General features: G+C 42.2%; 19 protein-coding genes. All 19 read left to right on the forward strand.

Annotation, left to right across the window (positions count from 1 at the left end; genetic code table 11):
- Window positions 1-11 precede the first annotated feature (11 nt).
- Window positions 12-2,084, forward strand: a complete 2,073-nt coding sequence (locus AC5YCI_RS03315) for a bifunctional diguanylate cyclase/phosphodiesterase (RefSeq protein ID WP_496128994.1) — start codon at window positions 12-14, stop codon at window positions 2,082-2,084.
- Window positions 2,085-2,428: 344 nt separating this feature from the next.
- The gene (gene urtA / locus AC5YCI_RS03320; protein WP_496175260.1) at window positions 2,429-3,658 is read left to right on the forward strand and encodes an urea ABC transporter substrate-binding protein; all 1,230 of its coding nucleotides are present in this window, start codon (window positions 2,429-2,431) and stop codon (window positions 3,656-3,658) included.
- A gap of 61 nt (window positions 3,659-3,719) precedes the next feature.
- The gene (urtB, locus tag AC5YCI_RS03325) at window positions 3,720-5,327 is read left to right on the forward strand and encodes an urea ABC transporter permease subunit UrtB (RefSeq protein ID WP_496175206.1); all 1,608 of its coding nucleotides are present in this window, start codon (window positions 3,720-3,722) and stop codon (window positions 5,325-5,327) included.
- 35 nt (window positions 5,328-5,362) lie between these two features.
- Complete coding sequence (gene urtC / locus AC5YCI_RS03330) at window positions 5,363-6,463, forward strand: urea ABC transporter permease subunit UrtC (RefSeq protein WP_496128996.1); 1,101 nt, start codon at window positions 5,363-5,365, stop codon at window positions 6,461-6,463.
- Window positions 6,463-7,278: an urea ABC transporter ATP-binding protein UrtD gene (urtD, locus tag AC5YCI_RS03335; protein WP_496175207.1), complete on the forward strand. Its 816-nt coding sequence runs from the start codon at window positions 6,463-6,465 to the stop codon at window positions 7,276-7,278. Before urtC ends, urtD begins: the two co-directional genes overlap by 1 nt.
- Before the next feature lie 10 nt (window positions 7,279-7,288).
- Window positions 7,289-7,987 (forward strand): urea ABC transporter ATP-binding subunit UrtE, encoded by a 699-nt coding sequence (gene urtE / locus AC5YCI_RS03340; RefSeq protein WP_496175208.1) that lies wholly within the window; start codon window positions 7,289-7,291, stop codon window positions 7,985-7,987.
- A 269-nt stretch (window positions 7,988-8,256) separates the two neighbouring features.
- Window positions 8,257-8,751, forward strand: coding sequence for a GspH/FimT family pseudopilin (locus AC5YCI_RS03345; protein ID WP_496175209.1), 495 nt, complete (start codon window positions 8,257-8,259; stop codon window positions 8,749-8,751).
- A complete protein-coding gene (pilV, locus tag AC5YCI_RS03350) occupies window positions 8,748-9,275 on the forward strand; it encodes a type IV pilus modification protein PilV (protein WP_496175210.1) in 528 nt (175 codons plus the stop codon). Before AC5YCI_RS03345 ends, pilV begins: the two co-directional genes overlap by 4 nt.
- Window positions 9,275-10,270, forward strand: a complete 996-nt coding sequence (locus AC5YCI_RS03355) for a PilW family protein (protein WP_496175211.1) — start codon at window positions 9,275-9,277, stop codon at window positions 10,268-10,270. The genes pilV and AC5YCI_RS03355 overlap by 1 nt, the downstream gene beginning before the upstream one ends.
- The gene (locus tag AC5YCI_RS03360) at window positions 10,267-11,070 is read left to right on the forward strand and encodes a hypothetical protein (RefSeq protein WP_496128881.1); all 804 of its coding nucleotides are present in this window, start codon (window positions 10,267-10,269) and stop codon (window positions 11,068-11,070) included. The genes AC5YCI_RS03355 and AC5YCI_RS03360 overlap by 4 nt, the downstream gene beginning before the upstream one ends.
- A 21-nt stretch (window positions 11,071-11,091) precedes the next feature.
- Window positions 11,092-15,240, forward strand: coding sequence for a pilus assembly protein (locus AC5YCI_RS03365; protein WP_496128882.1), 4,149 nt, complete (start codon window positions 11,092-11,094; stop codon window positions 15,238-15,240).
- Entirely contained in the window at window positions 15,240-15,731 is a 492-nt protein-coding gene (locus tag AC5YCI_RS03370; protein WP_496175212.1) for a type IV pilin protein, read from the forward strand. The genes AC5YCI_RS03365 and AC5YCI_RS03370 overlap by 1 nt, the downstream gene beginning before the upstream one ends.
- 2 nt (window positions 15,732-15,733) lie before the next feature.
- Window positions 15,734-16,222 (forward strand): type IV pilin protein, encoded by a 489-nt coding sequence (locus AC5YCI_RS03375; protein WP_496128884.1) that lies wholly within the window; start codon window positions 15,734-15,736, stop codon window positions 16,220-16,222.
- A 143-nt stretch (window positions 16,223-16,365) separates the two neighbouring features.
- On the forward strand, window positions 16,366-17,958 hold the full coding sequence (locus tag AC5YCI_RS03380; protein WP_496128885.1) for a peptide chain release factor 3: 1,593 nt from the start codon (window positions 16,366-16,368) through the stop codon (window positions 17,956-17,958).
- 71 nt (window positions 17,959-18,029) lie between these two features.
- Window positions 18,030-18,923 carry a hypothetical protein gene (locus tag AC5YCI_RS03385; RefSeq protein WP_496175213.1) on the forward strand — a complete coding sequence of 298 codons (894 nt, stop codon included), beginning with the start codon at window positions 18,030-18,032 and terminating at the stop codon, window positions 18,921-18,923.
- On the forward strand, window positions 18,898-19,824 hold the full coding sequence (locus AC5YCI_RS03390; protein ID WP_496128887.1) for an RsiV family protein: 927 nt from the start codon (window positions 18,898-18,900) through the stop codon (window positions 19,822-19,824). Before AC5YCI_RS03385 ends, AC5YCI_RS03390 begins: the two co-directional genes overlap by 26 nt.
- Window positions 19,821-20,636, forward strand: coding sequence for a TatD family hydrolase (locus AC5YCI_RS03395; RefSeq protein ID WP_496175214.1), 816 nt, complete (start codon window positions 19,821-19,823; stop codon window positions 20,634-20,636). Before AC5YCI_RS03390 ends, AC5YCI_RS03395 begins: the two co-directional genes overlap by 4 nt.
- A gap of 55 nt (window positions 20,637-20,691) precedes the next feature.
- A complete protein-coding gene (locus AC5YCI_RS03400) occupies window positions 20,692-21,462 on the forward strand; it encodes a tRNA threonylcarbamoyladenosine dehydratase (protein WP_496128889.1) in 771 nt (256 codons plus the stop codon).
- A gap of 402 nt (window positions 21,463-21,864) precedes the next feature.
- Window positions 21,865-22,617, forward strand: a complete 753-nt coding sequence (locus AC5YCI_RS03405; protein ID WP_496175215.1) for a GNAT family N-acetyltransferase — start codon at window positions 21,865-21,867, stop codon at window positions 22,615-22,617.
- Window positions 22,618-22,623: the final 6 nt, after the last annotated feature.

A 22,623-nucleotide genomic window follows, 5' to 3' on the forward strand; every position in this document is an offset into this window, starting at 1 on the left:
GGAAATAAATGATGGTACATGTCCATTACAACCTAAGTCTGGTGACAGGCTCAGCGATTGTGGCTTTAGTGGTGTGTTATTTTGCCATTTCAATTGAACAGTTGCTTTTTAAAGGCTTACGTAAAGAGCTACAAAAAATTGTTTTGCTCGTGAGCGGTGCAATCTTAGGTGCAGCCATTTGGTGTATGCATTTTATGGGTATGCTTGCCTGTAATTTTCCTGCGCCGTATACGATCGATTATTTATTCACCATCGCTTCATATGTCATTGCATTTTTTGCTTCTACCCTTGCCATTTGGCTGAATACGCGAGAAAAATTATCACTGGTTCGTTTGGTACTCGGCTCATTTTTAATGGGCATCGCCATCACAGGGATGCACTATGTCGGTATGCTTGGGGTGGTGGTCGAAGGGCATAAAGCCTATTACAATTTGCTGTTGGTGCTGCTTTCATTTTTAATTGCTATTAGCGGTACAGGCCTGACCTTTTGGCTGTCATTTAAATACAAGCAAAAAGTACGTCATCAAGCGATCTTTCGTTTTTTAATTGCCTTGATGTTAGCAATTTCTATTATTGGTATGCATTATTCGGGCATGGCAGCGGTGCAATGGTTCCCTGTCAGTCATCGCGTTTTTCAAAGTTTGCTGGCCTCTGAACAGGGCATTTTGCTATTTAGTGTGATCTTTGTGACCAGCTTAATTTTGCTAGCAGCATTCGCTGTGGCGATTATGGATCAGCGGCTTGAAGAACGTAGCCTGCAACTGTTTAAGCTCAATCAGCAATTGGCTAATCAGGCTTTACTAGATAGTTTAACCCAGCTACCAAACCGTTCTTTTTTAAATGAATATGCGAAAAGTCTATTTAGCTATCATCAGTATCATCATCATAAATTAGCTTTTTTATATATTGATTTAGACCAATTTAAAACGGTCAACGATGGCTTTGGGCATCATGTAGGTGATCAATTGCTGGTACAGATGACTGCGCGTATTCATCGTAATTTGTCGGAAAATGAAAAGTTGCTGCGCATTGGCGGCGATGAATTTTTACTGATTATTGAACGCGCCAACATTGAACATACGATTAAACTGGCTGAACACATTCTGCTGGCGATACAAGAGCGATTTTTAATTGCGTGGAAGGAAATCAATGTTTCGGCCAGTATTGGCATCGCGATTTATCCTGAACATGGGCAAAATTTACAAGATTTATTAATGAATGCCGATGCAGCCATGCTGACCTCTAAGTTTCAAGGCCGTAATACCTATTCAATTTATAATTACAGTCTTGAGCAGCAAGATATTAAGAGTCAAAGTAAACTGATTAACGATTTATATAAAGCAGTGGAAGAACAACAGTTTACCTTGTTTTATCAGCCTAAATTTAATTGTAAAGATCAAAGTATTTGTGGGGTTGAGGCGTTAATTCGTTGGCAGCATCCACATTTAGGCTTGCTTGGCCCGCATATGTTTATCCGCGGCGCTGAACAGACTGGCTTAATTATTCAAATGGGCTATTGGGTGATTGAAGAAGCGCTCAAACAAATCCAAGTTTGGGAGCAACAAGGGCGCAATTACTTCCCCATTGCAGTGAATTTATCTGCAGTGCAATTTGAACATAAAAATCTATTTTCGACCTTAGAACAACTGTTTAGCCAATATCCTGTCAATCCAAAGCATTTGATGTTGGAGGTGACCGAATCGACAGCCATGCATCATATTGAAACCAGTATTCAAAGCTTTAAACGCTTGCGTGCCATGGGCATTCAACTGTCAATTGATGATTTCGGCACGGGGCATTCTAGTTTCTTGTATCTCAAAAACTTACCCGTCAATGAGCTGAAAATCGATCGTGGTTTTATTTTAGATTTAAAAGAAAACTCTAAAGATGAAATGATTGTGGAAAGTATTATTCAGCTGGCGAAAAAATTAGGTTTATTGGTCACGGTAGAAGGTGTTGAACATCAAGAACAGGCTGATATTTTAAGTCGTTTGGGTTGTCAGCAATTACAAGGGTATTTACTGGCGCGTCCTATGCCGATTGAGCAGCTTGAAAGCATGGCATTGCCCACTCTTCGTTCATAAACGCTAAGAATGCATAAAAAAAGAGCACATTATTGACAGCAATTTAAGCTTAAATGCCCTTTTTTTGTTCGCTTTACTTGGCCCCAGACGTGTTGGTCTTAGAACAGATTAGGTTGCCTACCTTACTCATTTAATTTAACCAGATGGTTAAATTTTTGTAATAAGTTAATATATTTCAATTATTTGTTTATTTTCATTTGAAATTTCATTGTTACGATAAAGCCTTTGGCACAGAAATTGAATTGATACCCCCAGAAAAAACAAATATCTATTCATGGGGTTTCATTATGTGGCATAACACGACAGCATCAAAATCACTACTTGCAGCCGCAGTCGCTGCTGCAATGTTTATGACAGGTTGCTCTAAATCAGAAAATAACGCTGCACCTGCAGCTGACAATAAAACACCTGTGCAAGCCAGTAGTAACGACAGCATTAAAGTGGGCATCTTACATTCTTTGTCAGGCACGATGGCAATTTCAGAAACATCGCTGAAAGACACGGCGTTAATGACCATTAATGAAATTAACGCCAATGGTGGGGTGCTGGGCAAAAAGCTTGAACCTGTAATTGTAGATCCAGCCTCAGATTGGCCTTTGTTTGCGGAGCGTGCGCGGCAATTGGTCACTCAAGATAAAGTCGCGGTGATTTTTGGTGCTTGGACATCGGTATCGCGTAAATCGGTGTTGCCGGTGGTTGAAGAGTTAAACGCCTTATTATTTTATCCGGTGCAATACGAAGGCCAAGAGCAGTCTAAAAATATTTTTTATACTGGCGCGGCACCTAATCAACAAGCCATTCCAGCTGTTGAGTATTTGATGAGTGAAGAGGGTGGCAAGGCTGAGCGTTTTGTCTTATTAGGCACTGATTATGTTTATCCACGTACCACCAATAAAATCTTACGTGCTTTCTTAAAATCCAAAGGCGTCGCGGATGCCGACATCATGGAAGAATACACCCCATTTGGACACAGCAATTACCAAACGATTGTTAGTAATATCAAAAAATTCTCTGCGGGTAAAAAGACGGCAGTGATCTCCACTATTAATGGGGATTCCAATGTCCCGTTTTATCGTGAATTAGGAAATCAGGGCATTAAAGCCGCTGATATTCCAGTGATGGCCTTTTCGGTAGGTGAAGAAGAATTACGCGGTATTGATACCAAACCACTGGTGGGTCATTTGGCGGCATGGAACTATTTTATGTCGGTTAAAAATCCAAGTAATCAGGAGTTTACTAATAAATACAAACAGTTTGCAGTGGAATATAAATTACCAAATGCCGATAAAGTGGTGACCAATGATCCAATGGAAGCAACCTATGTAGGCATCCATATGTGGAAGCAAGCAGTGGAAAAAGCGGGCACAACCGATGTCGATCAAGTCCGCGAAGCCATGAAAGGTCAAACCTTTGCTGCGCCATCGGGCTATAACTTAAAAATGGATGAAACCAATCACCATTTACATAAACCAGTCATGATTGGTGAGATTCGTGTCGATGGTCAATTTGATGTGGTCTATAAAACCCCAAATACCATTCAAGCTGAGCCATGGAGCCCCTATATCCCTAAATAATTTAAGCGTTTAGCCCATAGCATGGCTATGGGCTTGTGATCCATCATTTTTGGGGATAGTTATGCTGATACGATATTTTTTTGCCTTTTTTTTAATTTTTTCTAGTTTAAGTTTAACTCAAGCACGAGCCGAAGCAACGCTCCAGATTCAACAGCGTGATCCGATTGCACAGTTTGTGCAAAGTGATTTTGGTCAGCGCCGTGCTTTACTTAATCAATGGCCGGGCAGTGTTGATCAATTAGATCAATTGGTTGAATACTTAAATCAAAATCAATTGTATACAGACGGTACTGGTCAAACATTTATTTTACAAGATGACAGTACATTAATCGCCTATCAAAGCGGTCAAGTTGTGAAGACATGGCCAATCGATCTCTCTGAAGTCACCTTAGTGAATACCTTGCGTAAGGCCTTAAGCTTTGCTCAAGCACAAGTCAAATTAAAATCCGCAGACCCGCAACAGCGTCTCGCTGCGATAGACATTTTAGAAAATAACTTAGCTGAATTAGATCATCAGCACATCAGTGGGCTGTACTTAAATGAGCAAAATAATAAAGTTAAAGCGCGTTTAGCGCAGCTCAAAGCGCGCTTAGATTTACAACAAAATAATATTTTAACCAAAGTTCAAGCAGTCAATGTATTGGCAGAATCCAATCGTCCTGATGTATTGGCGCTCATTGAACAAGAATTAAATAGTCCAAATCTGCATCCTGATTTAGCTGCAGCGTTAACGGCAGCCAAAAGCAGTATTCAAACTCGTATTCAAGCCAGCGAATGGACGGGGCATATTTTCTCAGGCTTAAGTAGTGCCAGTATTTTGCTGCTGGCTGCGCTTGGTCTTGCTATCACTTATGGTTTGCTTGGCGTGATTAATATGGCCCATGGTGAGCTGATTATGATTGGTGCCTATACCACCTATGTGGTGCAAAGCCTGTTTAAAAGCTATTTAGGCAGCTATGTAGATTGGTACTTAGTGGTGGCCATTCCTGCAGCATTTTTGGTCAGTTGTTTGATTGGTATGCTGATTGAGCGCACGGTGATTCGTCCTTTATATGGTCGTCAATTAGAAACTTTATTGGCAACATTTGGCGTGAGCTTAATTTTAATGCAATTGGTACGTATGATCTTTGGCGCGCAAAACGTTGAAGTGTCGAATATTGCATGGCTCTCAGGTGGCATTGCTTTAACGCCTAGCCTGATGCTGCCTTATAACCGCATTGCGATTATTGTCTTTACCCTCGCTGTGCTGCTGATTTTGGTTTATCTGCTCAATAAAACCCGTTTTGGTTTATTTGTCCGGGCAGTGACGCAAAACCGTCAAATGGCGCGTGCGGTAGGTATTCGCTCTAGTCGCATTGACATGATGGCTTTTGGTTTAGGTTCGGGGCTAGCCGGCCTTGCAGGCTGTGCCTTGGCACAAGTGGGTAATGTCGGCCCAGATTTAGGGCAAACCTATATTATTGATGCTTTCCTTGTGGTGGTGGTTGGTGGTGTAGGACAGGTGTTAGGTGCGGTTTTAGCGGCATTAGGTTTAGGCATTAGTGGCACTGTCTTAGAAATTGGCATGGGCGCAGTACTGGCAAAAATTTTACTGTTGATCTTGGTGATTTTATTTATTCAAAAACGTCCGCAAGGCTTGTTTGCGATTAAAGGTCGATTTGTGGAGTAAATACAATGAAAACAGAAATTTTAACTTCCAAATCGATGATTGATTTACAGCGTAAACCACGCGGTATCTATGGTTTATTGGGTAATCAACCCATCAGTGCAGCCGCAATTGCAGTGTGTTTTACGATTTTACTATTATTGCCGTGGCTACATGTATTACCCAGTGATTCTAGTTTTTATTTATCAGCCTACTGGGTCACTTTAATTGGCAAGATCATGTGTTTGGCTTTGGTGGCTTTAGCGCTAGATTTAGTTTGGGGGTATGCCGGCATTTTAAGCTTAGGACATGGTTTATATTTTGCCTTGGGTGGCTATGCTTTTGGCATGTATTTAACCCGTGAATCAGCGGGCAATGATTTACCAGAGTTTATGCGCTTTTTAAGTTGGAATGAGTTACCGTGGTATTGGGTCGGCACAGAATACATTGCTTGGGCCTTGGCTTTGGTGGTGTTGGTACCTGGTTTAGTGGCCTTTATTTTTGGTTATTTTGCCTTTCGTTCCAAAATCAAAGGCGTGTATTTTTCCATTATTACTCAAGCCATGACCTTTGCCGCAGCCTTATTGTTTTTTAGAAATGAAACTGGCTTTGGCGGTAATAACGGTTTTACTGGCTTTAAAAGCATTTTAGGTTTGGATATTACTTCGGCGCCCATGCGTGCCAGCCTATGTTTTTTAACGGCATTGGTGTTATTGCTGTGCTTTATAGGTTTACGCCATTTAATGAATCAGCCTTATGGCCGTGTATTGGGTGCTATTCGTGACAGTGAAAACCGTTTGCAATATTTAGGTTACCGTACACTTTGGTACAAACTTTCTGCTTGGGTCTTATCTGCTGTGATTGCCGGAATTGCCGGAGCTTTATATGTGCCACAAGCAGGAATTATTAACCCGAGCGAAATGAACCCTGTTAACTCAATTGAAATGGCAGTCTGGGTAGCAGCGGGTGGACGCGGCACGTTAATTGGTCCAATTTTGGGGGCAGGTTTAATTAACGGGGTTAAAACCTACTTTACCGTGGCTGCACCAGAATTTTGGCTGCTAATTTTAGGCGCGTTATTTATTGTGGTAACGCTATTTTTACCTAAAGGCGTGATTGGGTTGCTCGATCGCTTTAAAAAGAATAAGGAAGATGTCTAATGCTGGTACAACAACCCCATGGTGGGCATGCTGTCGAGGGTTATGGCCGTCCTAAAACCGACGGTGCTGATTTTACTCATGGTGTCGCACTATATCTAGAAAAGGTCAGCGTTTGGTTTGACTCATTTCGCGCTTTAAATGATTTATCCCTGTATATCAATGAAGGTGAGTTACGCTGCATTATTGGGCCAAATGGTGCCGGTAAAACCACTTTAATGGATGTGATTACTGGAAAAACCCGTCCTACCGAAGGCAGTGTCTATTTTGGGCAAAACTACAATTTGGCCAAAATGAGCACTGAACAAATTGCTGAAGCTGGTATTGGACGCAAATTTCAAAAACCTACGGTATTTGAAAATTTTACCGTACTAGAAAATTTACTGTTGGCAGCACCTAAAGATAAACGCGTCAAAAAGAGCTTTTTTAGCCGTTTAAGCGGTGAGGCACAAGATGCTTTAGATGCCTCACTCAGGCAAATTCGTCTGCAAGAATTAGTCAATAAACCTGCAGGCTTATTGTCACATGGACAAAAGCAATGGTTAGAAATTGGGATGTTACTGATGCAGCAGCCCAAACTCATTTTACTCGATGAACCTGTGGCAGGGATGACCGACGCCGAAACCGAACGTACCGCAGAGTTATGTTTAGAGCTCAAGAAAAATCACACCTTAATTGTGGTGGAACACGATATGAGCTTTATTGACACCATTAGTGAAAAAGTCACGGTATTGGCTCAAGGCGCGATTTTAGCCGAAGGTACATTGGCCCAAGTCCAAGCCAATGAAGACGTCATTGAAAAATATTTAGGCCGCTAAGGAGAGATTTATGTTAGAGATTAACAGCATCAATCAATTTTATGGTGGCAGTCATATTTTACGTGATGTGTCCTTTACTGCACCATTGGGTCAATGCTCAGTGGTACTAGGGCGTAACGGGGTGGGTAAAACCACCTTGCTCAAATGCTTAATGGGAATTTTGCCAATTAAATCTGGGCAAATTTTATTAGAGGGTAAAGACATTAGTAAAATGAGTCCTGAACAGCGGGTTCGTGCTGGCTTAGCCTATGTGCCACAAGGACGTGATATTTTCTCAACCCTCACAGTAGAAGAAAATATTTTAATTGGTATGGCCAAGTTTAAAGGCAGTAAAGCCAAAACTGTACCAGCGCACTTATATGAGATCTTTCCTGTTTTAGAGGAGATGAAATATCGCCGTGGTGGTGACTTATCAGGAGGACAGCAACAACAACTGGCAATTGCCCGTGCTTTGGCTTCAGAGCCCAAAGTTTTGATCTTAGATGAACCCACCGAAGGCATTCAACCATCGATTATCAAAGATATTGGACGGGTGATTGAAAGCCTAAAAAAAAGTGGAAATATGTCGATTATTTTAGTGGAACAATTCTATGATTTTGCCGAAGAGTTAGCAGATCATTATACAGTGATGGCGCGTGGTCAAATTATTGCACAAGGTCAAGGGCAGGAAATGCCAAATAAATGCATTCGTGATTTAGTGGCAATTTAGCTTAATAAAAAGACATCTAAGCCTCTTGAGCTGAGAAAGCGTCCTAACTTGCTGGTAATCTGATCGATTTAGTTGGTTTTTTTATCTGTCGCCTTGTACCATTCATCCGGCAGAAGGCGATTTTTTCTTTTATCTAGATAGCAGTAATACATAAATATGTGATCAGTTATGCATTATTTTGAATAATAGTGTAAATTTCAACTATTTTCAATGTGCTAATCTTTCGCCTTAAACAATTTATTTGATCTATGAATTTAAGGTAAGCAGATTTGAAGCAAGCACTCTGGTCAGTACATAAAATCCGCGGATTTACCCTGATTGAATTGATGGTCACATTAACTGTATTGGCAATTATTACCATGATCGCCACGCCTTCTTTGGCCAATGCGCTAGAAAATCAGAAACTCAAGCAAGCCGCCATTGAGCTAAAAATCGGTTTGCAACAGGCACGTAGTCAAGCGGTGCTCACCAGCAGTGAGCAAGTGGTTTGCCCCATGATCGCTGGTATGACTGAGGCCAATTGTGCAACAGCTTTAGCGGATGCTCAAAACCTGAGCAGTGCGCAACAAAACAAGAAGACCACGTTAGTGGCGATAGATTCTAAAGTTGAACTACAAAGTGATAGTGCAACAGCCTTTGTATTTAGCCCACAAGGCTATACCACTGAGCAAACGATTACCTTGTGTAGCAGTGAACGTTCTTATGCCATCACCGTTTACATGCCAGGTCATGTGGAAATGGTGCAAGGGAATGCTTGTTCATGAGCTTAAAGCAACAACAGGGTGTGGGTCTTATGGAAGTCTTGGTGGCGATGCTGATTTTATCCGTGGCCATTTTAGGCTTTGTGGCTCTGCAAGTACGTGCCACAGTCGCCACAGAAGAAGCTTTAAAGCGCTCTGATGCTTTAATTCTACTGCATGGTTTGGCGGAAAAAATCCGTCTCAATGCTCAAGCCGACTACCGTGTGGTGATACCTAAACAGCTGCCTAGCTGTGCCCAGACGCAAGATTGTAGCCCCAATCAACAAGCGCAGGTGGACTTGTATCAACAACAACAGCTTGCTAAGAGCAAACTCATTCAAATTGGGGTAGCCGATTGCCCCAATACTTCTGTCCAGCAAAGCCGACTCTGCTTAATTGCATCTTGGAATGAAACGCAGCCCATTGTGGCTGCACGCCACATTGAGCAGCGTTGTTTAAATGATAATGGAACCGAATCAGACAGCATAGCCAATGATGCTGGTCGATATGCAGACAATCCAGATTGTCTGGTCTTGGAGGCATACTAATGCGTAACTTTCAGCAAGTTGGCTTTAGCCTCATTGAGCTGATGGTGGCGATTGCCATCGGTTTAATTTTAGTTGCGGTGGCCATACAGCTTTTTATCAGTGGACAAGTCAATTATCAAATTCAACAAGCAGCTTCCACCGTCCAAGACAGTGGAGTCTTTGGTTTAAGTGCGGTGACTAAAAATATTCGTTTGGCTAATCATGGCAATGCCGCTGTGATCAATGATCAAAGCCTACATGGCGGTATTGTGCTATCTAGCCAATATGTTGATGAACAACAACAGCTCAAGGGTAACTTGCATGGTTTGAAAGTGGCGGACACTTGGGTCTCAGGCAGCAATTATGTCTCAGCGACTGCGCTCAATCCGAGTGCTATTGCTGGTCTTAACAGTGATCAATTGGTCATTATGTATCAAGCACCGATGGAGATGCGCACTTGTACTGGGCGTTTGGTACGCGGGCCGAATCGCAGCCTTAGCAGACTGCAAAAAGGCTGGTATGTGATTGAAAAGTATTATGTGAAGAAAAGTGCTGATCAATCAGCCGATTTATATTGTTCCGATAGTTTTTTTGTGGCCAAAGGTGAATTGACCCCACAAAGTTTGCTAGACGGTGATAAAGAGACACTAACTATTGAACACAGCGAAACCTTAATGGGGGATTATGGGCAAAGTGAGGGACACTTAATTGCCAATAATGTTGAATATATGCGCGTGCAATTGTTGATTCGTCATCCAGATCAACGCCGCGGCACCCTAGATGTTGCTGCTTATAATGCCTTAGCGTTAAGTGATACACAGCAAGTCAGACCTGCCATTGTTGGGGTTAATTTAGCATGGTTGGTACGTTCCAATGAAAAAGTGCCGCATGCAAATCGCAGCACTTATCAGGTTTTAGACCGTAGTATTCGTGTGCCTGATGATCAATTTATGCGTCAAATCTATAGCACGACCATTGCTTTAAGAAATGGCGGTTTAGGGGATGTTGGCCCATGAAACAGCAGCAAGGAGCCACTTTAATTGTAGTGCTGATTTTATTGTTATTAATCAGTATGGTCGGGTTGTATGCCATCCGACACAGTATGTTTAATCTTAAACTTGCCACGCATGCTCAAGTCCAGACTTTACTGATGCAAACCTCAGATGTTGCATTAGATCATTTAGAAAAAAACTTTAATGCCAATGAAGCTGGTCATTTGGCCAGTACGCCGATTGGTCAAGTGCTCTTGGCGGGCCATCAGGGTAAAGAATTACAGTTTTGTTTTAAACCGACCCAAGTGGGCGAGCAAGCAAGCACAGGCTTATTCTTTGATTTAGCTGAATTTCGTATAGTAGAGCGCCTAAATATAACTGAAAAAACTGGGGTGAGCTCGGCACTTTCAGGTGATATTAATGCGGTTTGTGATCCCGAGCGTATGTTTTCAATCAGCCGCAAAGCCGTGGTCACACAAGTGGCTGTGGTCAGTCCTGACGATCCGACTGTTGAAATGAATCGCTTTGATTTGGCAGCAAAAAATAGCGATCTAAAAGAAGTGAATGTAGAAACCAAACGCGTACGGGTTATCGTGACCTCGTTCGCACCAGCCTTAGCCTCAGGCGTAGCGATTGATGAGATTAATACCTGCTTACAACACCGAATGATGGATGACAGCTTACTCAATAATCGTGCTGATCCTGCTTTAAATCCTTCACAGGTCAAAGTTGAGACCGTACACGAATGCTTAAATCAGTTGGGCGTGCCACTGAACACACAACAGGCAGAATATGTTGTGCGTTTGTCTGAAACCACACATTAACTCGCGCTTGGGAAAACCATCATGAAATTAAAACCACTTGTTCGATTCATGGCCGTATTGCCCCTTGCGATTATGCCAAGTTATGCCAGTGATTTAAGTATTTATAAAGGCAATCAACAAGGTAAAACCTCAATTTTCCTGATGCTTGATACCTCAGGCAGTATGGGAATTAGCTCTTTAGTCTTATCGCGCAATAATCAATATGGCAGTTCAGGCGATGTAGATCGCGCCCTGTGTGATCGTGTGTTGGTTGAAGAATATTATTCTAACCGCTCAACTGCAAAAATCTGGGAATGGGCGTATAACTTAAAAGACCCAAACACCAATAAAACCGCAATTGCTAAGAGTGTAAAAATCGGTGATAAAACCATCCCTTATTATATACGTGGGTGTAGTAAAGATGGCATGACCCAATATGACCGCTTATCACGTCTAAAAGAAGCAATTTTACCTTTACTGGCAAGTGATAAACTTGATGATGAAGTCATTATGGGACTTGGGCATTTTTCTGCTAAAACAGGGCTGAGTATTGGCAGCGCGAGCAATACCTTAGTTGACGGTCACTCGGGCCGAGTACTTGTGCCAGCTGCCCCTTTGAGCGTCGAACAAAGACAAAAACTGGCGCTCGAAATTGCCAATTTTAAATCTTTAGATACCACCACCAATGAAGATGGTAGTGCAAACCCTAACTTGAAACTTTCAAGTAATAGTTATCCTGCTGACATCAGTAAAAGTTCAAGTGGTACGCCTACTGCTCATGCTTATGCTGAAGCAGGTGCGTATATGATGGGTACTGGCACCGGCTATGACAATAACCATAATAATTTAAATAAAATCTCGTATATCTATGATGGCTACATGGTCAAACAAAGTAACAATGATGATGGTCAGGCTTACTTTATTTGTGTCGAACTGGGCAGTGGACGTACCTCAGCTTTAGGTGCGACAGTCAAACAATGCCCAAGTGGTTGGCCAAGCTATAGCTCATCGAATAAATCTTTTTCTACGGGCAATAAAGTTTACCGTCCTGATGGTCATGGCGGTTGGATGTCAGTCAGCCCAAAAGAGTTACGCACTCAAGTGGGCGATATGCATAAACTGTGGGATATTTATGCCAAATTACCTGTAGGTTGGCGTTTAGACGGCTGGATGAAAGTCGATGAAGAGCCGATGGATATTGAGCCAATTGTAGGGACGGTATGGGCTTATAATGATGGTATACGTGGTTTAGTTTCATATCGTACCAATCCATTTGCTTTGAGTGAAACCTTAATAGGCGTAACTGATAATATGGTCGGTGGTTTCCGCTATTCGGTCGCGAGTTCAAAAAAAACCGACAATAGCCATACTTATTTGGCCGGCGGTTCTAAAAATAGCTGTGATGGCAATGGGATTTACTTCTTAACCGACGGTGCACCCAATTCCACTAAAGATGAGATGGCAAAAGCCATTATGAATCATTCTTTAACTGGCCAATACGCCTTTCCAGTCAAACCCAATGGTACAGGTGTGTTGGTTTCACCTCAGTTAAAATCTAATTTATTTTCAGGTGAAACAGGAGGCTGGGAATATATTGGTGAATACGCCAAAAAATTAAATAGCAAAACGGCCAATCCAGCAGGTATGCGTATTAAAACAGCCGTGGTGGGGTTTGGCTCAACATTTGAAGGATTAAAACAAAAACCAGATGGCAGTTATGATTGTGATTCTACTGATAATTTGGATGTCAAAAATGCCTGTAAGTGGGGCAGTAAAGGTTATGGCTATGGTGAGGGCGGGTTCTATCAAGCCACCAATTCAGATGATATTGCCAACAGTATTATCGACTTTGTACAAACTTTAAAAGTTGATTTTACTCCATCAAGTTTAGGCTCTATTTCTGTGCCGCGTGACCCACTCGATCAAACCCAAATGATGAGCACAGGCTTTTTCCCGATGGTGATGCCACACGAAGATCATAGCTTACGCACTTGGGCTGGGAACCTAAAAAAATACCATATTATTGATGGTACCTTAAAAGATACTCGCCATAATGCTATTTATCATTTGGTGAATAATCAACAAGTGATCAATCCTCATGCGCAAGATTTATGGTCAAATGATGATGCCAGTATTAACCATGCTGTGGTTAATCAAGGGGGAGCTTGGGGCAAAATTCCTGTGCCTTCTCAGCAAGTCAATGCCCATGATCCAAGTTCGGCCACTGCTGAGCGCCGTGTATTTATTTTGGATGAAAATCGGTTAAAACGCGTCCATAAAGACAATTTGGCGACTGGTATGTTGGGGGAGTCAATTCAAGATTTAAATATCGCCCAGCGTTATGCGTTGCTGAATTATTTAGGTTATGCCACCGCCTTACCTGAGGACGCGGTCAGCAGTTTATCCGCCCATGATTTAGCCAAGATTAGCCAAGTTCCGAGCAGCCCTTATCGCTATTTGGGTGGGGTCGTACATTCCACACCACTGGTCGTCACTCAAGAAGCGAAACTCGATCCAAACGCTAATACGGTGATTAATGGACGCAATGAATATGTGGTTTACGGCTCTATGGAAGGGGGTTTACATATTGTCGATGCCAAAACTGGCCAAGAACAATCGGTTTTTGTGCCTCAAGAAATCATCAAGCAGCAATATGACACGTTGGCACAACCACACTCTAAAGGGATTATGGCTGAAGGTAAAATCGGTCTGGCCTATGGCGTGGATGCACCTTGGACAGCAGATAACACCTTTACAGTCAAAGTGAGCAAAGCTACTGATCGTCAAAAAACCGTCCACTATCAAGCGGAGCGTCTTAATATTTATGGCGGTTTGCGTATGGGTGGGGCGGCGTTATATGGTCTAAATATTGCCGACCCCAAGAATCCTGAACTGTTATTTCATTTACATCCGGGTTTAGCAGAATTTCAACGTATGGGGCAAATTTGGGCCAAGCCGACCATTAGCGAAATCCGTGTCCAAGGTAAGCGTCGTAAAGTGTTGATCTTTGGTGGTGGTTATGATGCTGATATCTATGAAAAAGAAGGTAATCAATTTAAAGAACCCACGTCCAATGCCACCTTAGGCAATGCTTTGTATGTGGTAGATGCACAAACGGGTGAATTGATTTGGATGACCAGTGCCGATACCACAGGTGTTGAGGCTGCACATCAAAAAACCTCCCAAGCCCAAGTGCTATATAGCGTGGTTGGCCAGCCTGTGGTTCGGGATTATGACGCCGATGGTCTGGCTGATATGATTTACTTTGCTGATTTGGGCGGACAAATCTTCCGAGTTGATTTAAATAATGTCAATCAGGTCAGTTTAACGGAGAAAAAGAATGTGGCGGTGCGTGTGCAACGTATTGCGAACTTACGTGAAGCCAGTACGCAGCATGAACATGATCGCCTGAATCATCCAAGCTTTGTACCGCGTTTTTATGAGCGTTTAACTACGGCAGTTTTTGATGCTGGTCAATCACGCTTTGTATTCTTAAGCGCGGGTTCAGGCAATCGCAGTTTTCCACTTGAGGGGAGTCCTAAGTCAAATAAGTTATACGGTATTTTTGACTATGATGCAGCCATAAATGGCTTAGAAAAAACCAGCTTTACCCAAGATGTGGGGCTCAGCGTTGAAGCCAGTAGCACCAATCTGGCGCAGCGCGGTGAATTGGGTCGTAGCATGACCACACTACAATGGGGGGGTGGCAGCCTACATCAAGACAACATCCGCAGCAATATGGGACGCGGTGCAGGTCAGTATCGCGGTTGGGTATTTAATTTAAAATCAATAGCCGACACTACCACACAATACTTCGCCAAGTCTTTTGAAGAGTCACAATTGGTTGCAGGCGATCTTTATCTCAATGTTTATGATCCTAAAGCGACCTTAAATAATATCTCTAATAACTGTGGGGGTGGGGTACAAGGTTTGTCGACGACTCATCGGGTGTGTGCGCCATTTGGTGATTGTGCAGCCTATGTAAAGCAAGATTATCAAGGCATTATTGGCCCAACGTTGGCTGCAACTGCAAGCAGTCATCGGACTTCAAGTTTAGTGGGTCCGGTAGCCGCGACTGAAGAAGCCTGCGTGGGGCGATGTGATCAAGATAATACAGCTTTAAATACGCAGCGTTTGAAGACGTATTCACAAGCGCGAGTGATTAAGCCTACACGTTGGTTTGAACGCTAATGGCCAAATTTAGTTCACAAGGGTTTACTTTATTAGAGTTAATGGTGGTGGTGGTGATTGTGGCAATTTTTGCTGTGATAGCCATACCAAGTTATGAACGCTATATGGCACGCAATCAGCAAGCTAAAGCGCAAGCTGAACTGTTAATGTTAGCTGAGCGTTTAGAAAGTTATCGTGGTCGGCAATTGAACTATGCAGGCTTTCGGGCGCGCAATGAAACTGAGGCAGGGGTAGTATATTTACCTAAAAATGCCACTGCTGATCAATATAGTTATAAAATTCAGATTCTTGATCTCAATACGCATCAAGATTTACAGCAATCCGTCATTGGGCAAGCATATAAACTGATTGCCACACCTGATCCGCGTGGTCAGCATTATTTACGTGAATCACCCTCTTATTTTTTGAGTTCACGTAGTCAAAAATGTGCCAGTTTAGACGGACTGACCGCAACAAATACAGATTGTGGCACAACATCACAGGAATGGTAAAAATGTCAGTACGCGGATTTACAATCATTGAGTTAATGTTGGCAGTTGCGGTGGTCGCCATTCTTGCTGCCATTGCAATTCCTAATTACCAGCAATATATAAAGAAGAGCAAACGTGTTGAGGTGCAAGCGCACTTAATGAGCTTATCGCAGCAATTGGCCAGCTATAAACTGGTCAATCACAGCTTTCAAGGCATGAATATAGATCAGCTCGGTGGCGCAGCTTTTCCACAAGCTTATCCGCATTATAGACTAACCTTAACCGATGCCTATGGTGCCCCATTGGATCAGGCCAGTAGTCAACTCACTACATGGCTTTTAGTGGCGACACCAGTAGAGCATTCTAGCCAAAAAGGGAGCGGTAAAATAAGCTTAACGCATACAGGTGCGCAATGTTGGTATGAAAATCAAGATGATGCCGTAGCACATATTATTAAAGAGGAGAGCGGTAAACTCACTTTACCTAATTGTCCGGCTGCATGGCAGCAATAAATGTTATTTAAAAATGGATTAGAGTTTTGCTTATAGAAAAGACAATAGAAGAACGAGCTTGATTCCGCTACAATATCGGCAATTTTTATCTATTTGATCAAATCTGATCGTTGCACTGCACGTCTTGCAGTAGGTGTATTTCCATGAGTTTTAAAGATGAATTAGCGGCACAGGTCGCTCAACGTCGTACTTTCGCGATTATTTCCCACCCCGATGCCGGTAAAACCACCATGACAGAAAAATTGCTGTTATGGGGTCAAGCTATTCAGGTAGCAGGTATGGTAAAAAGCCGTAAATCTGACCGTGCTGCAACATCGGACTGGATGGAAATGGAAAAAGAACGTGGCATCTCGATTACCACCTCTGTGATGCAGTTTCCATTTAAAGACAAAATGATTAACCTGCTCGACACCCCGGGGCATGAAGACTTCTCGGAAGATACTTATCGTACCTTAACCGCGGTCGATTCTGCCTTAATGGTAATTGATGGTGCAAAAGGTGTCGAAGACCGTACCATTAAACTCATGGATGTGTGTCGTATGCGTGACACACCTATCATTTCATTTGTGAACAAAATGGACCGCGAAATTCGTGAGCCATTAGAATTACTTGATGAAATTGAAAATGTATTAAAAATTAAATGTGTACCTATTACTTGGCCATTGGGTACAGGTCGTGACTTCGCAGGGGTGTATAACCTGATCGAAGAAAAATTCTATGTGTATAAAGCGGGCTTTGGTTCAGTGATTACTGATATTGAAGTGCGTGATGGCTATGATCATGCAGACTTACGTGAAAAAGTTGGTGAGCTTGCTTGGGCCGCATTTGAAGAGTCACTTGAACTGGTACAAATGGCCAATGAGCCATTAGATCGTGAAGAATTCTTAGCGGGTCGTCAAACCCCAGTATTATTTGGTACAGCACTAGGTAACTTTGGTGTAGACCATGTCCTAGACGCATTTAGCCAATATGCACCAGAACCGAAAGCGCATCCAACACAAGACCGTGTGGTAGATGCCAAAGAAGAAGGCTTCACCGGCTTTGTCTTTAAAATTCAAGCCAATATGGACCCTAAACACCGTGACCGGATTGCCTTTATGCGTATTTGCTCAGGTAAATATGAAAAAGGTTTAAAAATGAAGCATGTACGTTTAGGTAAAGATGTGCGTATTAGTGATGCTTTAACTTTCTTAGCTGGCGACCGTCAGCATTTAGAAGAAGCATGGCCGGGCGACATTATTGGTTTACATAACCACGGCACCATTCAAATTGGTGATACCTTTACTTCAGGTGAAAACTTACAGTTCACTGGTATTCCACACTTTGCACCAGAAATGTTCCGCCGTGTACGCTTAAAAGATCCATTGAAATCGAAGCAACTTCAAAAAGGTCTGAAAGAGTTGTCTGAAGAGGGTGCAACGCAGGTATTTATGCCTCAGCACAATAACGATTTAATCGTCGGTGCAGTGGGTGTCCTTCAGTTTGAAGTGGTGGCTTACCGCTTAAAAGAAGAATACAAAGTGGATTGTGTCTACGAGCCAGTGAGCATCAACACGGTACGTTGGGTGACGTGTGATGATGAGAAGAAATTCAATGAGTTTAAGAAAAAAGCTCACGACCAATTATCAGTAGATGGTGGTGGTCATTTAACTTATCTTGCGCCAAGTCGTGTCAACTTACAGCTGATGCAAGAGCGTTATCCTGACATCGTGTTCCGTAATACCCGTGAGCACTAAGTTACGGAAATATAAAACACTCTAAGCAAGAGTGTTTTATGATAGGCCTAATCTTGAATTAGGCCTTTTTTATGTCTGCTGTTGCTAAGCAAGTGCTGTATTTGGCATTGCTCGTTACTTTAACCGCATGCAATGATGCGAAAGCTCCGGTTGAATCAGTAACTCAGCCTGAAAAAAAAGCAATCCTTGTGCCTCAAACAGCAGGCGTGGCTGAGACTGCCAAAGTGCTCCCTTACTTAGATGCCAAAGCCAGTCCCCCCCAATTTGTCAGCCCTCAATGTGCAAGCAAAAATTGTCTAAATCTCAAGATCAATACTTTGATTACTCAAGATCCGTGGTTAAATAATTGGCTTAGTAGATGTCAAGCCGATGTTCTGATGCAACAGATTGAGCAAGAGCAAAAAAATCCGAGCTTACAACACGCCGTGAATCGTTATGCAGCTGCCTCTCAAGCATGGCAACAACAATCCAAACAACATCAAGCTTTTCAACTCGATCTAGAGACTGCATTGGTCTATCAAAAAAATGGCATTGTCTTGGTACAGATGCAGGTTAATAGCCATCAGGCTCAAACCAAAGTCAAAGACCGCTTATATTTCTTTGTGGCGGATCGTCATAATCAGCAGCATTTAGCCATAACAGATGTGATTGACAGCGATTATGCTAAAACCCTGCAAGATATTTTGAATCAACATTATAAAAAATGGTTAGCCACTCAAAGTGATGAAGTAAAGACCACAGCACCTCAGCAATTGGCTTGGCAACAAGGACAATGGTTTTATGACCAAGAAGGCATGGGCTTACATTTTCGTGCGGGTCAAATTAGCCCAATAGCTGAGCAACTTGATATTTACTTCACTGCTGCGCAAACTAAGCGTGTAATGAAAGCCACACTTTATCAAACTTTATTTAGCCCTCAATCGACGCGGGAGGAACCTCATGAAAGCAAAAATCGCGCTGCTTAGTGTTTCAATAGCAGCTCTGCTGACTGCTTGTAATCCTAAGCCCGAAGCACAACCCCAACCTCAAGCCAGCTCTGAAGCGCAAGCAAACGTCGAGCAGCAGTTCAGCTTAGAAGGGGAAAACCAAGCGCTGGATTTAAGCTTACCTGAGTGTGATGGCAATAATTGCCCTGAGATTGATGTTGAGCGTTTAAACAGTAATCAGCCCTATATAGATGCTTGGGTGGATGCGCAAATTTTAAAACTAATGCAGCAAATTTTATCGATTGCACCCAATCCTGAGCTTGAGCAAAACATTGCCTCAACTGCCCAAGCCAATCAAACGGCAGCCTCAGAAGCAACGCTCGCGATTACGCCAAAGCTTACCTTAGAACAGCAACTTAAACCTTATGTGGGGTCATTTTTATATTTAGATCAAGAGCTCAAAGATCTAAGTGCTAACCATCAAATTAGCGTGATGGTGAAACCACGTATTTTAAATCATCAAGGGCCGCTAGCAACCATTGTGTTAAACAGCAGCAGCTATTTGGGTGGTGCGCATGGTTCATCGTCACAGCAGTATGCCAACTTTGATTTAGCCACCCAGCAGCAAATCTCGCTCAAAGATATTGTCTTACCTAAACAGCAATCCGCTTTAGAAAAAGCCGCTTATGCCGTATTTCAACAATGGGTGACTGATTCTAAATTGGCGGAAAATATTCGCGATTATGAGCAAGCATGGAAATTTCACCTGTCTGATAATTTCTATTTAAGTCAGCAAGGTTTGATTTTGCAATATGCTGAATATGAAATTGGACCCTATGTGGTGGGTTTGCCTAAATTGGTGATTGGCTATGAAGCATTACAAGGTATTTTAAAACCTGAATATTTACCCGTACCTGAAGCGGTGACCAAACAGCCATGAGCATCGCTTTATTTGACACTCATACCCATTTTGATGTGCCCGACTTCGATCCAGATCGGCTTGAACTGGCACAGTTAGCCAAACAGATGGGGGTTGAACATTTAGTCTTAATTGGTTTTGTGGCAGAGCGTTTCTCTGCCTTAATCCATTGCCAAGCACAATTACAGCACGAGAAAAATGTACCCCAACTGCATTTAGCCCCGGGTTTGCATCCGTTTTATATTGAGCAACATCAACCCGAACATGTACAGCAACTGGAAGATATTTTACGTACTCAAACGTGTGTGGCCATTGGTGAAATTGGTTTAGATACTTTTTTAAAACAGCATAAACAACCCAATATTTTTGCCAAGCAGCAGCATTATTTTGCCGCACAGCTTGAACTGGCACAGCAACATCATAAGCCAGTGTTATTACACATTCGTAAGTCACATGCCGACAGCCTTAAAATACTCAAACAGCATCAGTTTCAACATGGTGGGATTGCACATGCCTTTAGTGGTGGGGTAGAAGAAGCCAAAGCTTTTATTCAATTGGGCTTTAAAATTGGCGTGACTGGACAAATTAGCAATCCCAATGCCAAAAAACTGCGTACCGTGGTGCAGGCCATTGGTGCAGAACATTTGGTTTTAGAAACTGATTGTCCAGATATGACTCCCTTGTGTTGCCAAGTCGAAGGTCAAACACGCACCCGCAATACCCCAGCTAACTTAATTTATGTAATCGAAGCTTTAGCACAGTGTTTAGATATACCACAGCCAGATTTGGCCAAGACATTATGGCGCAATAGCTTTGCCGCCTTAGCACTCTAGCTCCTCACTGCTAAACACAGTAAAATAGCGCCTCTTGTAACCATGTTGATCAATCATGACTGAAATATTAGATGACGAATATGAGCGCCGTTTTGCTGGCGTGGCTAAAATCTATGGTGATGCTGAATTTCAGCACTATGCCAATAGTCATGTCATGGTCATTGGCATTGGTGGTGTAGGCTCTTGGGCTGTGGAAGCTTTGGCGCGCACAGGTATTGGTGAATTGACTTTGGTCGATATGGATGTGGTTGCCGCATCTAATATTAATCGTCAATTACCAGCCATGAGTTCCACTTTAGGGCATGAAAAAATTGAAGTGATGGCTGAGCGCTGCCGTTCCATTAATCCACGCATTAAAATTAACTTGGTTGACGATTATCTAAGCCCTGAAAATATCAAAGAACTTTTACAAGAGCCCGCTGATTTAATTTTAGATTGCATTGATGATGTTAAAGCCAAATTGGCTCTAATGTTACATTGCCGCTTTAATAAAATTCCTTTGATTGTTTCAGGTGGGGCTGGCGGCAAGCTCGATCCTTTAAAGATTCGTGTGGCAGATTTATCTAAAACTGAACAAGATCCAATGCTGGCTAAGCTGCGTGCCCAGTTACGTAGTAAAGGCATCTGTAAGAAACCGAAAGAAAAATTTGGCATTACCTGCATTTATTCTATTGATAATCCATTTTCGAGTGCAGATGTGTGTCCTAGTGCCGGTTTACGCTGTGGCGGCTATGGCTCAGCTGTGGTCGTGACTTCCAGTTTTGCCATGGTGGCAGTCGCGGAAGTACTGAAAAAATTGGATCAGTTAAAACAGCGCCAAGGATAGTTTTTGCCAATGCGGTGTTGAATTTTCACCCAAAAAATCCCAAGTAAATGACTTGGGATTTTTTTATTCGAGTATGTATCTCTTTAGTTACTGTTAAGCACGTGAAATGTACTTTAATTTAAGTTGGCTAATTTAAGCATAAGTGTTAATTAGGTCAGATTATAAAAACAAGAATGTAATATAATTAATATTTGTTTTCATAAGTTTGTAATAACAAACAACGCTATTTAAAACCTTAATTTAATTAGGTGTTTTGCAATAATTTGTGTGAAATTTGTTATAAATGGTCAATCCTTATCCAGTCTGAATTGTCTAACATAAGCTTGGACAAATTGATATTGCCCTATCAATGTCCGACCTTGTTGTTAATTTCTCTCCAAATCACGCCCTAGTGGATTAAAAATGAAAGACAATTTAGTGGAAAGCCGGCTGTTCCGCATAAAAACTAATTTTGACCAGCTTGTCATTGGTCAAGTGACTCAAATCAATGATCTGTTGCAAAGCAGTCAATTGCTTTATACCAATTACCATAAGTGTGGCTACTTAAAACAAGGCACACCCTTTTTATATTTGCCGCAATATTGTCACAGTTCTAACTTCTTATTTACCGCTAAAGAAAACGATAGCATTGTCGGTACCATTGGTATTATCCAAGACCAATATTTACCTGCTTATGGGGCTTATCAAGCCGATATTGATGCCCTCAATATCAAAACGGGTAAACGGATTGAATTGGCCTCATTGGCGATTCGTGAAGATTATCAACATCAAAATCTTTTTTACGATTTATATTCAAGCGCCGTGCTATTTGCTATTTTTAAAGTGCGTGCTCAACATATTTTTATTCAGGTTGACAGTAAGAAAGCCTCATTTTACGAACGTCTATTCTTTAAAAAAGTCGGTGATAATCGGGTTTTAGATGAATATAACGGGGTTACCTCATCCTTGTTGTATATGGATGTAGAACGCGCTTGGAAATTGGTACGTCGTCGTTGCCAAGGGCAAAGTAATACTGCTGTGGTGATGAACATGCTGAAAATGTTTGGCGTATATGACCGTTATAAGGTATTAAGCCCTGTGCAGTTGCGTGATATGTCAAAGCGTTGGAGTGCTAATGACCTCGATTTTTATCAAAAAGCCTGTGGTCATGTATAAAAAAAG

Source organism: Acinetobacter sp. CY17 (assembly GCF_059515825.1).